Annotated in this window: 11 protein-coding genes and 1 pseudogene; 4 read left to right on the top strand and 8 right to left on the bottom strand. The window is 64.0% G+C overall.

Features of this window, described 5'->3' with window-relative positions; genetic code table 11:
* Positions 1–386: 386 nt before the first annotated feature.
* The 5 genes from GGR73_RS16370 to GGR73_RS16350 form a co-directional block, all read right to left on the bottom strand.
* The gene (locus GGR73_RS16370; RefSeq protein ID WP_184457900.1) at positions 387–809 is read right to left on the bottom strand and encodes a hypothetical protein; all 423 of its coding nucleotides are present in this window, start codon (positions 807–809) and stop codon (positions 387–389) included.
* Positions 810–1361: 552 nt separating this feature from the next.
* Complete coding sequence (locus GGR73_RS16365; protein WP_146093121.1) at positions 1362–1841, bottom strand: hypothetical protein; 480 nt, start codon at positions 1839–1841, stop codon at positions 1362–1364.
* A 45-nt stretch (positions 1842–1886) separates the two neighbouring features.
* Complete coding sequence (locus GGR73_RS16360; RefSeq protein ID WP_184457898.1) at positions 1887–3410, bottom strand: Ig-like domain-containing protein; 1524 nt, start codon at positions 3408–3410, stop codon at positions 1887–1889.
* 101 nt (positions 3411–3511) lie between these two features.
* Positions 3512–4075: a hypothetical protein gene (locus GGR73_RS16355; protein ID WP_146093122.1), complete on the bottom strand. Its 564-nt coding sequence runs from the start codon at positions 4073–4075 to the stop codon at positions 3512–3514.
* Positions 4076–4155: 80 nt separating this feature from the next.
* A complete protein-coding gene (locus GGR73_RS16350; protein WP_155412948.1) occupies positions 4156–4326 on the bottom strand; it encodes a hypothetical protein in 171 nt (56 codons plus the stop codon).
* 141 nt (positions 4327–4467) lie between these two features.
* On the opposite strand from GGR73_RS16350, the gene GGR73_RS16345 reads away from it, so the two are divergent.
* A complete protein-coding gene (locus tag GGR73_RS16345; RefSeq protein WP_167763553.1) occupies positions 4468–5013 on the top strand; it encodes a gamma carbonic anhydrase family protein in 546 nt (181 codons plus the stop codon).
* 80 nt (positions 5014–5093) lie between these two features.
* The gene (locus GGR73_RS16340) at positions 5094–5990 is read left to right on the top strand and encodes a DUF2167 domain-containing protein (RefSeq protein WP_046345395.1); all 897 of its coding nucleotides are present in this window, start codon (positions 5094–5096) and stop codon (positions 5988–5990) included.
* 13 nt (positions 5991–6003) lie between these two features.
* Here GGR73_RS16340 and GGR73_RS16335 read toward each other — a convergent pair whose 3' ends face one another.
* Both GGR73_RS16335 and GGR73_RS16330 read right to left on the bottom strand, forming a co-directional pair.
* Positions 6004–6270 carry a YkgJ family cysteine cluster protein gene (locus tag GGR73_RS16335; RefSeq protein ID WP_039513263.1) on the bottom strand — a complete coding sequence of 89 codons (267 nt, stop codon included), beginning with the start codon at positions 6268–6270 and terminating at the stop codon, positions 6004–6006.
* Positions 6271–6315: 45 nt separating this feature from the next.
* Positions 6316–7683 carry a glycoside hydrolase family 5 protein gene (locus GGR73_RS16330; RefSeq protein ID WP_126965403.1) on the bottom strand — a complete coding sequence of 456 codons (1368 nt, stop codon included), beginning with the start codon at positions 7681–7683 and terminating at the stop codon, positions 6316–6318.
* Positions 7684–8074: 391 nt separating this feature from the next.
* Between GGR73_RS16330 and ilvD the strand changes: the two genes are divergently transcribed.
* Positions 8075–9913, top strand: coding sequence for a dihydroxy-acid dehydratase (gene ilvD, locus GGR73_RS16325; RefSeq protein ID WP_184457896.1), 1839 nt, complete (start codon positions 8075–8077; stop codon positions 9911–9913).
* A 16-nt stretch (positions 9914–9929) separates the two neighbouring features.
* Here ilvD and GGR73_RS16320 read toward each other — a convergent pair.
* Positions 9930–10960 (bottom strand): annotated as a pseudogene (locus GGR73_RS16320) (integron integrase).
* 580 nt (positions 10961–11540) lie between these two features.
* Here GGR73_RS16320 and GGR73_RS16315 point away from each other — a divergent pair.
* Positions 11541–12032: a DUF6265 family protein gene (locus GGR73_RS16315; protein WP_184457894.1), complete on the top strand. Its 492-nt coding sequence runs from the start codon at positions 11541–11543 to the stop codon at positions 12030–12032.
* The last annotated feature ends 493 nt before the right edge of the window (positions 12033–12525 follow it).

Raw genomic sequence — 12525 nt, 5'->3', positions numbered from 1 at the left:
TGATGACGATGCTCATCGCATTGTCGCAAGGCAGGTTCCTGGAACTTAACAGAGTGATGCTCGCAGTGGCGGTCAGCTTGCCGTCGCTCACCGGGTAGGTGAACGCGTTGGTACCGAACTGAAAATCGACGATGTGTCGAAACCCGTGCAACTGCCGAAGGATCGGGAATGTCCGCACAGGATCTCTCGAAGCTTTGCTTGCTCCGCTCGCGTGGATCACTCCCACGTTAGCGGCGCCTTCTTCACCAGCCGTGCGCCGGCAACGTTCATGGCTGCGCTTCGGGCTTAACCCCGGCGATTACGATGACTCGCCAAGGCCATTGTCACCGTTAGCGCACCATCCCACGTTGCTGCCGAGGGATAGCGCGTGTCTTGGAGCAGTAGCTTCAGGGTGTGGGCATACCCATTTCGGGCAAGCTCACCCCCAACCGTTCCTTAACCTTTCTCAATGCAGCTGTTTCGGCTTTGATGACAACACCAAATCCCCGGAAACGTGCCTTCGGATCGGGACTATCTGGGTCCAGCCCCCTGAGAGTTTCCCTGGTCACCTCGCACGGACACCCTGAATCAATGCCCGAGATCATCAACGTAGAGCCCGGTGCATTCGGCCCCTTCGGCACACTGCTCAACTGAAATTCAAGTACTGTGTTCCATGTGCCTAACCGATTCAAATACTCCTTGCGGCTGGCGAGGCGAAACCCAGATTGTTCGTAAGCCGAAATGTAGGCGCTTTCTAGCGTTTTCCGCGACATGCCGACGTGGAGTGTTCCGCTATAGGCAGGACTAGTCGCAGCGGATGGGTAGTTCATCAGTAGCCCCATTGTCAGGGTGGCGATAATAAGCAGTCGACGGGCTTGCACGTGGTGGTCTCCAGTTCTTGGGACATCTTGCCCCCTATAACGATTTCAATGGCCGCCGCCCGTCGGGGGCGGCGGCCATCGCTCAGTCGCGCCGCACCACCAGACCTGTCTGTGCAACCAGCAGATCGATCCCGGACACCGCCCCGCCCAGTAGCGCGGCCCATCCAGTGTTCCCCAACCCCGTCGGGTATGTTCCCGCCGTGGCCGTCCAGTCGATCACGGGTTGGCTGGACGTGCCCAGATTGACGACGATGTAGCCACCGGCCTGGACGCTTCCGGCAGAGGCCGACGCACCGAGGCCTACGCACCGAGACTCGATCGGCGCCGGCAATGCGCAAGGGGTTCTCCGAGCTGCCGTCGGGCTGTAGCCCATTGGACGCTGGAGACGTACGCCAGGATATTAATGTGAAGCGCTACAGGCGGCCTGACTCGGCTAGGCCGTTGTCACCACCAGCCATTGCTGCCAAGGGGGTAGCACGTGTCTCATTAGAAAGGACAGTATCAGGGTGTGGGCATATCCATGGCGGGCAAGCTCACGCCCAATCGTTTCCGCACCTTTGCCAGCGCATCCGTATCGGCTTTGATGAGAACGCGCTGCCCCCGCGCGAAGATTGCCGGATCAGAGCTGTGCTCGTCGGGCGCCCTGAAAGTTTCCCTGCTCAGGTTGCATGGCTGACACCTTGGCGCGTTACTACCCGAGATGACCAGAGTAGTGCCGGGCGCACCCAGCGCTTCTGGTGCACTCTTTAACTGGAACTCCAATACGGTGCTCCAGGAACCATACTGATTTGAATACTTTTTGCTGCTAGCGAGGCGGAACCCAGATTGCTCGTAAGACTCGATGTAGGCACGTTCCAGGGCCTCTCGCGACATGCCGCCGTGGGGAGTTTCGGTCACGACAGGACTATACGCTGCGGACGGGTAATTCATCAGTATTCCCAAGGTCAGGGTGGTAATCAGCATCAATCGACGGGCTTGCATGTTGCGGTCTCCGGTTGTTTGGACATCTTGCCCCCTATAACAATTTCAATGGCCGCCGCCCAGCGGGGGCGGCGGCCATCGCTCAGTCGCGCCGTACCACCAGACCTGTCTGTGCAACCAGCAGATCGATCCGGACACCGTGCCGCCCAGCAGTGCGGCCCATACAGTGTTTCCTAGTGCCGTTGAGTACGTTCCGGCCGTGGCCGTCCAGTCGATCACGGGTTGGCTAGACGCCCCGAGGTTGACGACGATGTAGCCACCGCCCTGGACGCTTCCGGCAGAGGCCGACGCACCGACAACAATGCTCATCGCATTGTCGCGGGGCGGGTTCTTCGACACCACCAGGGTGATTCTCGCGCTGGCGGTCAGCTTGCCGTCGCTGACCGAGTAGGTGAACGTGTCGGTACCGATGAAGCCGCTCTTCGGACGATACGTATAGCTGCCGTCCCGGTTGCGCGTCAGTGAACCCTTCGACGGATTGGTGAGGCTCAGCGTCAGCGCGTCGCCGTCCGGGTCGTTGACCAGGCAGTCGAAGTCGATCCGCACGCTGCCGTCCTTTTGCACCTGGAACGAGGCGCTCTGGGCGGTGGGTGCGCGGTTCACCTTCTGCACCGTGATGCTGACCATCGCCACGCCGGACTGGGCATCGCCGTCGGTCGCCCGGTAGCTGAAGCTGTCGGTGCCGTACCAGCCCTTGTCGGGCGTGTAGGTGTAGCTGCCATCGGCGTTGAGCGACAACTTGCCATGGGACGGAGCGCAGACGAGCAGGGCGGCGAGGCGGTCGCCGTCGGCATCGCTGTCGTTGCCGAGCACATCGATGCGCACGGCGGCACCGGCCATGGTGGTGGCCTTGTCGTCCTTGGCCACGGGCGCACGGTTTGGCGCCAGTACCGTGATGCTGACGGTGACCGGCCTGGAGTCGAGTGCGCCATCGGTTGCCACGTACGTGAACGTATCGGTCCCGACAAAGCCGGACTTCGCGGTATAGCTGAAGCTGCCGTCGCGGTTGCGGGTAAGCGTGCCGTTCTTCGGCGAGGTGGCGAGCTTCGCGGTCAGGCCGTCGACATCGCTGTCGTTGGCGAGCACGTCCAGGCGCGTTGCCACGCCGGCACGTACGGTGAAGGCATCCACAGCTGCCACCGGCGCCTGGTTTACAGGCGCCACGCGGATCCAGACCATTGCCGGGTTCGAGCGGTACTGACCGTCGAACGCCTGATAGGTAAAGCCGTCCAGGCCGTACCAGTTGGCATCCGGTGTGTACGTATAGGTACCGTCCGGATTGAGCGACAGGCGACCGTGGCTCGGGCCGCAGACCAGCATGGCCTTCAGGTCGTCACCGTTGATATCCCAGTCGTTGGCGGTTGGGTCGATCTGTACCGAACCGTTCTCCTTGAGGTCCACCACATCGTCGAACGCAAGCGGCGGCAGGTTCGGGCCCAGCACCGTGACCGTGACCGTCGCGATGTTGGAATTGGCTTTGCCATCGTTGACCACGTAGGTGAACGTGTCGGTGCCGGTAAAGAAACAGTCCGCGGAGTGGCCGGCGCGTTCCAGGGCTCGCGGCGACATGCCGGTACGAGGCGTGTCGCCGACTGTCTCGCTTTCTGACTAAATTTGTGCGGCGAGATGCGCCGTGGATGAGAAACGCCGGGGTCAGGTGGACGCCAGGATCATTCGGCGAGAGGCGATGCAGTGCTCTTGTGTGAGTCTGGAGGTGTGGGCATATCAATAGGGGGCAAGCTTACCCCCAACCGTTGCCGGACCTTTGCCAGCGCAGCGGCATCGGCTTTGATGAGAAGACGTTGTCCGCGTGCGGACGCCGCCAGATCGGAACTACTGTAGTCAGCCCACGTGAAGTCTAGCCTGCTCACGCCGCATGGGCATCGGGGGCCAGCGATGCGCAGCGTGGTGCCAGGCGCTCCGGGTCCCTTCGGCGCACTCTTCAACTGGAACACGAGCTCGATCAACCAGTCGCCTGGCGGCGGCGACACATGGCGGCTGACCAACCGGAATCCGGACTGCTCATACGATTCGATGTAGGCGCGCTCCAGCGCCCGCATCGACATGCCGAGATGAGTCCACTCCGGGACGATGGGCCGACCTTCCGGGACCTGCTGTGACGTGCCGGCATCAGGCACTGCGGGGACGGAAGGACGATTTTGCGCTGCGGATGGGTGGTTCATCGATAACCCCAGGGTCAGGGTGGTAATCAGCATCAATCGACGGGCTTGCATGTTGCGGTCTCCGGTTGTTGGGACATCTTGCCCCTATAACGATTTCAATGGCCGCCGCCCGGCAAGGCGGCGGCCATCGCTCAGTCGCGCCGCACCACCAGACCTGTCTGTGCAACCAGCAGATCGATCCCCGACACCGCGCCGCCCAGTAGCGCGGCCCATCCAGTGTTCCCCAGCCCCGTTGGGTACGTTCCGGCCATGGCCGTCCAGTCGATCACGGGTTGGCTGGACGCTCCCAGGTTGACGACCATGCAGCCACCGGCTCCGGCGTCAGCGCGCTACGTGCGCAAATGCGCTCCACCGCTGTGCCTGAGCCCCGCCGCAGCCACCACCGGCGGCTATCATGCAGGCCGTGCCCGCACCGGGCGGCACGCCCCATGCCGGAGATCATCGTGACCCCGATTCGCTCGTTCCTGGAACACACCCCGCAACTGGGCGCACGCGTCTATGTCGATCCTGCCTGCACCATCATCGGCAAGGTGAGCCTGGGCGATGACGTGTCGGTGTGGCCGGGCACGGTGATTCGCGGCGACGTCAATCATGTACAGATCGGCGCACGCACCAACGTGCAGGACGGCACCATCATCCACGTCAGCCACCATAGCCCGTTCAACAAGGCCGGCTACCCGACCGTGATCGGCGCCGACGTCACGGTCGGCCACGGCACCATCCTGCATGCCTGCACCATCGAAGACCTGTGCCTGATCGGCATGGGCGCCTGCGTGCTCGACGGCGCCACCGTCAAACGCTACGGCTTTGTCGGCGCCGGGGCGGTCGTCGGCCCGGGCAAGATCGTTGGCGAAGGCGAATTGTGGCTGGGCAATCCCGCACGGCTGGCCCGCACGCTCAGCGACAAGGAAATCGAAAGCCTGCATTACTCCGCACAGCATTATGTGCGGCTCAAGGACCAGTACCTGGGCACCGTCGGCACCAGCTGAGCCGTTGTCCGCCCTACGCAGGCATGGCAAGATCGGCGCCCTGCGGCGTGGGGACGCTGCCCTCGAATGGATTCGACCCGATGCATACGCGTTTTGCCCTGCGCAGCCTGCTGGCCGCCTGCCTGCTGATCGCGAGCCAGTCGCTGCTGGCCATTCCAGCCGACGCCGTCGACGAAGCGCAGGTGCTGTCTGCCCTGCAGTACCGCAACGGCCACATCGACGTGCCGCAAGCCAAGGCGCACTTCGATCTGGACCCGGCATTCCGCTACCTGGACAAGGCCGACACGCGCCGCGTGCTCGAGCAGCTGTGGGGCAACCCGCCCGACGACAGCGTGCTGGGCATGATCGTGCCGCGCACACCCGCGCTGGATGCGCCGGGTGGCTGGGCAGTGGTGGTGACCTATGCCGACGACGGTTATGTGTCCGACGAGGATGCCGCCAAGATCGATTACAGCGAATTGCTGGCCGACATGCAGAAGGGCACCGCCGAAGACAACGCCGCGCGCCGTGAGCAGGGCTACGGCACCGTCGACTTGCTCGGCTGGGCGGTGCCGCCGCGGTACGACGCCGGCAGCAAGAAGCTCTATTGGGCCAAGGAACTGCGCTTCGATGGCGCCCAGCAGCACACGCTCAACTACGATATCCGCGTGCTCGGCCGCAGCGGCTACCTCAGCCTCAATGCCGTCGCCGGCATGGACCAGCTCGAACAGGTCCGCCAGGGCATGCAGCAATTGCTGCCGATGACCGAATTCGACCAGGGCGCGCGCTATGCCGACCACAACCCGTCCACCGACAAGATCGCCAGCTATGGGCTGGCCGGCCTGATCGGCGGTGGCCTGGCGGCCAAGGCCGGGCTGTTCGCCAAGCTGGGCCTGTTGCTGGCCAAGGGCTGGAAGCTGGTGCTGTTGGGCGTGTTTGCCGTGGGTACGGGCATCAAGCGGGTCTTCTCCCGCAAGGCGCAGGGCACCGGCAGCTGAGGCGTGCCGCGGCTCACGGCCGCGTGGCGTGCTCCAGTGCCGTCAACGTGGCCAGCGCCTGCGCGCGCGATGCGCCGCACATGTCCTCGGACGGACGCAGGCTGGCGCACACCGCCGGCCGCGTCGGCAACCCGAACAGGCGACAACGGCCCTGGCCGTCGAGCTGCACGCAGGGCACGCCCGCCGGCTTGCCTTGCGGCATGCCGGGGATGGCCGAACTGATCGACGGCGCGATGCAGCAGGCCGCGCAGCCGGCGCGGCACGGGAGGTTCTTGCGCATGCCGCCAGTGTAAACCGCCGCCGCGTGCCGGCAGCGGCAGCGTGGCTAGCGCGGCGGGATGTAGCTGGACAGGCGCACGTCGAAGAAGGCCTGCACGGCAGCGAGATTGCTCTTGGCCTGGATGTCCGCGCCCACGTCGCGGCTCATGCCGAGCACGTCGTCATCCGGCCAACCGGGGCCGAAGCACCATTGCGTGCTGGGGATATTGTTCGCCTGCAGATGGGCCAGCATGCGTGTGGTGGCGACCTCCGCGCTGCGGTTGCCGGCCGGGTAGCCGTGCTCGCCGAGATAACCGCGCTTGCCGGCATCCCGCAGGGCGTCGATGAAGGGCGTCACCATCATGATGCCGGTATCGGGCTGGATCACTTCGTTGCGCCCGCCCGGTCCGATCCAGTTGCCGCCGCCAGCCCCGTTGTTGTCCAGATAGTTGTGCGCTTCGTAGACGATGCGGTTGTAGGGATCGGGGATGTCGAACAGGCCCATCGAATCCTCCTGCCAGAGCCGGGCACTGGCATAGCCGTTGCCGCACACGAACACGAAGTGGTCGCGGTCGCGATCGATGATGGTCTTGCAGCACGCAGTGGCGGTGTTCTGCCAGTGCGCCGCCATCGACAGCACGCTGCCGTCGGCGGCGCGCTCGTCGCCCTGATAGGGCTCGTTCATCACGCCCCAGCCGAACACCGCCGGGTGCTGCCGGAACCGGTTGACGATGCGTGCCCACAGGTCGGGCAGGCCGGACGCGTTGTAGAGCGTGCACCCCGGCGTGCCGATCACGCGGTATTCGTACAGCTTGAGCAGCCCATCGCGGCGATCGAAATAGCCCTGGTAGCCGAAATTGCGCAGCGGATAGGTGTCGGCCCAGACCGCGGCGGCCGCCGGGTCGTCGATACGGTTGCCGCGCGCATCCACAAGCGTGCCGCTGGCGTCGCGCCGATAGCCCGACTTGACGGCCACCCGCTGCGGCAGGCGCATATAGTCATGCAGCTCCACGATGGCGCGCTTGCCGCGGGCGGCGATGTGGTCCAGCGCATCCTGGACCTGGCTGCAGTAGGTCTCGTTCAAGGCCAGGCCCTGCCCCCGCGTGAAGCGCGCGGCGGTGGTCGGCAGCCGGAACAACGGGCAGGCCCCGGCGGCGGCCACGTGCTGTGCGGTAATGGCGCGATAGTGCGTGCCGATCTCCGCATTCTCCACATAGCTGTTGGAGGCCAAGCCCGACAGGTTCAGGCCCGCAAACGGCAGGGTGGCGCTCTGCGCAGCCGCGCGACCGCCCCACCCGAGGCCGGCCAGTGCCACCGCGCCGGCTGCGCCCTGCAGCACGCGACGGCGGGTGATCCCGGCGGTTGCTGCCGGCGTCTGGTCGATGGGATGCGGGGCTGCCGCCGCCGTGCGGCGTGGGTGTGGATGGTCGGACATGGGCGCCTCCTGCGGTGCCGTTGGTGGAGATCCTTGGCGGTGGTGCTCCCCTCTGCCGCACCGGTCTGACGGCGATGGTGCCGGTGTGGCAACGGCGCAATCTGCGCTCCGGTTCGCACTCCGGGCACTGCATGCAGCCCCGCATACGTTTACATCGCATTACATGCCACGCCGACCAGCGGGAGGCGCGTGTTCGCGCGCCGTGCCCGCGAACGCTCCGCCGCCGCCTGTGCGATGCGCGCGGCGCGCGCCCTCCCCACCGCCACGGCGTGCCCTGGCCCGCGTGCTACCGTGCCGGATCACCGGAGCGCGCCGCGACCGTTGCAGCAGCAACAGTCACGACGCGGTCTAATTGCCAGCCACCGCTCGCCAATCAGCCGTCGAATTCGCCATGCCCGAGTACCGCTCCAAAACCTCCACCCACGGCCGCAACATGGCCGGCGCCCGCGCACTGTGGCGCGCCACCGGCATGAAGGATGGGGACTTCCACAAGCCCATCATCGCCATCGCCAACTCGTTCACGCAGTTCGTGCCCGGGCACGTGCATCTGAAGGATCTCGGCCAGCTGGTCGCGCGCGAGATCGAACGCGTCGGCGGCGTGGCCAAGGAGTTCGACACCATCGCCGTGGACGACGGCATCGCCATGGGTCACGACGGCATGCTGTATTCGCTGCCCAGCCGCGAGATCATCGCCGACTCGGTCGAATACATGGTCAACGCGCATTGCGCCGACGCGCTGGTGTGCATTTCCAACTGCGACAAGATCACCCCCGGCATGTTGATGGCCGCGCTGCGGCTCAACATCCCCACCGTGTTCGTCTCCGGCGGGCCGATGGAAGCCGGCAAGACCAAGCTGGCCGAACACAAGCTCGATCTGATCGACGCGATGGTGATCGCCGCCGACGACAGCGCCTCCGACGAAAAGGTGGCCGAGTTCGAACGCAGCGCCTGCCCCACCTGCGGCTCGTGCTCGGGCATGTTCACCGCCAACTCGATGAACTGCCTGACCGAAGCGCTCGGCCTGTCGCTGCCGGGCAACGGCACCGTGGTGGCCACGCATGCCGACCGCGAGCAATTGTTTTTGCGCGCCGGGCGCGTGGCGGTGGAGCTGTGCCACCGCTGGTATGGCGGCGAAGACCCCACCGCCCTGCCGCGCGGCATCGCCACGTTCGAAGCGTTCGAGAATGCGATGACGCTGGATATCGCCATGGGCGGCTCGACCAACACCATCCTGCATCTGCTCGCCGCCGCGCAGGAAGGCGACGTGCCATTCGGCATGCGCGATATCGACCGCCTGTCCAAGCGCGTGCCGCAGCTGTGCAAGGTCGCCCCGAACACGCCGAAGTACCACATCGAAGACGTGCACCGCGCCGGCGGCATCATGGCCATCCTCGGCGAGCTGGCGCGTGGCGGCCTGCTGCATACCAACGCGGCCACGGTGCACGCACGCACGCTGGCCGATGCCATCGCGCAATGGGATGTCACCCAGACCGACGCAGAGACCGTGCACACGTTCTACAAGGCCGGCCCGGCCGGCATCCCCACGCAGATTGCCTTCAGCCAGGCAACGCGCTGGGACACGTTGGACACCGATCGCAGCGAAGGCTGCATCCGCGATGTCGCGCATGCGTTCTCGCAGGAGGGCGGCCTGGCCGTGCTGTACGGCAATATCGCCCGCGACGGCTGCGTGGTGAAGACCGCGGGCGTGGACGAATCCATCCACGTGTTCGAAGGCAATGTGCGCGTCTTTGAGAGCCAGGATTCGGCAGTGAAGGGCATCCTGGCCGACGAAGTGAAAGCCGGCGACATCGTGGTGATCCGCTACGAAGGCCCCAAGGGTGGCCCCGGCATGCAGGAAATGCTCTACCCCACCAGCTATCTCAAGTCCAAGGGCCTGGGCAAGCAATGCGCCCTGCTCACCGACGGCCGCTTCTCCGGCGGCACCTCGGGCCTGTCGATCGGCCACGCCTCACCGGAAGCGGCGGCGGGCGGCGCGATCGGGCTGGTACGCGACGGCGACAAGATCCTGATCGACATCCCCAACCGTTCGATCAATCTGCTGATCTCGGACGAGGAACTTGCTCTTCGTCGCGCAGAGCAGGATGCCAAGGGCTGGAAGCCGGTGGAAGTGCGCCCACGCAAGGTCACCACGGCGTTGAAGGCGTATGCGCTGCTGGCGACCAGCGCGGATAAGGGTGCGGTGCGCGACAAGGCGATGCTGGACGGCTGAGGCGCGCAAGCAGCACTTATCGCCAAGCCTGCGGCTGACGATCGAGCGGGCTGCGCACCGCCGACGCGCCTCGCCCCAGCACATGGGTGTAGAGCTGGGTGGTCGCCACGTCCTTGTGACCCAGCAGCTCCTGCACGGTGCGGATGTCGTACCCAGCTTCGAGCAGATGGGTTGCGAAAGAATGCCGTAGCGTGTGGCAGCTGGCCGGCTTGTCCAGCCCTGCCTGCCGACAGGCCGCCTTCACCACACGCTGCAAACCCTTCTCGTCCACATGATGGCGGCGAACCTCACCCCCGCGCGGATCCACGCTACGACGCGGCGCCGGGAACAGATACTGCCATCCTGGCTCACGCGCTGCATTGGGATACTTGCGCAGCAGCGCGTGCGGAAGCCAGACCTCACCTGCGCCCACCTGCATATCCCGCGCATGCACGCGCTTGGCTTCGTCCAACTGGAGCTGCAGCGCATCGCGCAATGACTGCGGCAGCAGTGTGCGGCGGTCCTTCCCACCCTTGCCATCGCGCACCACGATCTCGTTGCGCGCAACATCCACATCCTTGATGCGTAGGCGCACGCACTCCATCAAGCGCATGCCGGTCCCGTAGAGGAGTGCCGCCATCAGTGCGTGACGCCCTCCATCTGCGCCAGCACCGCCATGACCTCCACCTCACTCAGGACGATCGGCAACCGCCGCGGCCGCTTGGCACGCTGAATCTCGTCCATCCATGACAGATCGCGTCCCAACACCTCGCGATACAGAAACAGCAAGGCGGCCAGTGCCTGATTCTGCGTGGAAGGCGCCACGCCATCGCGCGCCGCCAGCATGGTCAGGAACGCCTCCACTTCGCGCACTCCCATCGTCTCTGGATGGCGTTTGTCGTTGGCCAGGATGAAGCGCCGAATCCAACCAACATAGGCATCCTCGGTGCGCTTGGCACGGCCCAGCCGCTGCAACCGATCGCGGACGCGGTCCAACAGCCTGGCAGGCCGTCGCCCGCTAGGCGCTGCCGAAGATGGCTGCCTGGCGGCCGATGCAGACGAAGACATTGAAGCCGTTCGGTCGGAATGATACGGTCGCATTGCGATGAGTCGCCGCAGGGGAATGCGACATGTTTACGCACCGTGGTCACGCACCACGATCGGGATGTCGCGGTAAAACCAATGGGAATGCACTTGGTGTGGAGGTCAGAGATTACGTACTACACCCCGGTGCTACGCACCTTTTTGACTTCGAATAGTTGTTAGGCCGCTCATGAGTGCACATGCAATTTTGGGGATACTTGCGGTTGCATTAGCTTTTTGGGGCTATGGCCTGTGGCGGCGCGGATTTTTCAGTGCTCAAACGCCATCAGTAGAGCGTCAAACCTATGGCATTCGTACTGCGCTATGGTTCGCTTGTATTTTTATCGTGTCTTGGCCACTTCGACAGCATCGAGCCTCAATGGGAGACACTGCTTACGTGATCGCAGCGCTGGCTATCCTTGCGCTCTTTTTTGTGATTGGTCTAGTTGCTACGAATTTCCTGGTCAAACGTGCTCGGGATCGTGGTGGCGCGGCCTAACAATTCATTCAAGCCGAACCCGCTTCGCGGGTCGGCTTAATTCTGGTGTTAGGTGGCACAAACATCATGCATACTCTGCCCTTCATAGCAGTAATAATCGTGCTTGTCGCTGGCACGGGCACAAGTGCAAGAGCTGCAGACATCTCGCAGTTGGCTTGGCTTGGGGGCTGCTGGAAAAGCGATACCGCCGAACCGGGCTCAGGCGAGCACTGGCTGCCCTTGGCTGGCGGTACCTTGCTCGGCGTGAGCCGCACGGTGAAGCAAGGAAAGACAGTCGAGTTTGAGTTCATGCAGATCCGAGCTGCGGAAAGCGGACAACTGGCTTTCATCGCCATGCCGTCAGGGCAGAAAACAGTGGTCTTTCCTCTCCTGCGCCTTGGTGAGACCGAGGTCGTGTTCGAGAATCCACAACACGACTTCCCGCAACGGGTCATCTATCAACTCGAAGGCGAAACGAAGCTGCGTGCTCGAATCGAGGGCATGCGGAAAGGGGCTCTCCGGTTCATCGAGTTCCCAATGAACCGAGTGAGCTGCGATTCACAACTCAAACTCCCCTGAAAGGTAGCCCGTGCCGCTTAACCTTTCCATCGAGAGAGACGCCCAAAGGCTAGCGCCTTTGGGCGCCCCTCATGTCAAACGTTAGGTGTCATGGCAGATTTCTCGGTGCACCAAACTTGGTCTGACCTCATTTGCGGCGACCATCACTGCTGCTTCTGCGGAGCTTGGATAGAGCAGGACCTGCAGCCTATCGTTCTGCCGCTTGAGGGGGACGCCGTTCAAGTGCTCAGCGCTCACGGTTCATGCTTAAAGCAGAGACTGCATTATTCCGTACCCTATGTTTCCCCCGCTGAGGCGTCCGAGTGATGACGCCTAACAACTCATTCAAGCCGAACCCGCTTCGCGGGTCGGCTTAATTCAGGCGTTAGGCCTCATGAGCGACACTTTCGACCGTTCAATGTTGCTGCTCTCACTCCAGCGTGCACTTCTCGGCGAGGTGCACATTGAGCTGCGCCAAGCCTCAATCGAGGCTGATCCAACCTCAAAGACCGTT

This window comes from Xanthomonas sp. F14 (assembly GCF_014199865.1).
The sequence above is the reverse complement of the archived record's forward strand: the minus strand, read 5'-3'. Positions and strand labels throughout refer to the sequence as shown.

Coding starts and splice junctions, on each gene's coding strand:
- GGR73_RS16370 (WP_184457900.1), bottom strand. CDS start 809: ATGAACTACCCATCCGCTGCGACTAGTCCTGCCTATAGCGGAACACTC.
- GGR73_RS16365 (WP_146093121.1), bottom strand. CDS start 1,841: ATGCAAGCCCGTCGATTGATGCTGATTACCACCCTGACCTTGGGAATA.
- GGR73_RS16360 (WP_184457898.1), bottom strand. CDS start 3,410: ATGTCGCCGCGAGCCCTGGAACGCGCCGGCCACTCCGCGGACTGTTTC.
- GGR73_RS16355 (WP_146093122.1), bottom strand. CDS start 4,075: ATGCAAGCCCGTCGATTGATGCTGATTACCACCCTGACCCTGGGGTTA.
- GGR73_RS16350 (WP_155412948.1), bottom strand. CDS start 4,326: ATGGTCGTCAACCTGGGAGCGTCCAGCCAACCCGTGATCGACTGGACG.
- GGR73_RS16340 (WP_046345395.1), top strand. CDS start 5,094: ATGCATACGCGTTTTGCCCTGCGCAGCCTGCTGGCCGCCTGCCTGCTG.
- GGR73_RS16335 (WP_039513263.1), bottom strand. CDS start 6,270: ATGCGCAAGAACCTCCCGTGCCGCGCCGGCTGCGCGGCCTGCTGCATC.
- GGR73_RS16330 (WP_126965403.1), bottom strand. CDS start 7,683: ATGTCCGACCATCCACACCCACGCCGCACGGCGGCGGCAGCCCCGCAT.
- ilvD (WP_184457896.1), top strand. CDS start 8,075: ATGCCCGAGTACCGCTCCAAAACCTCCACCCACGGCCGCAACATGGCC.
- GGR73_RS16315 (WP_184457894.1), top strand. CDS start 11,541: ATGCATACTCTGCCCTTCATAGCAGTAATAATCGTGCTTGTCGCTGGC.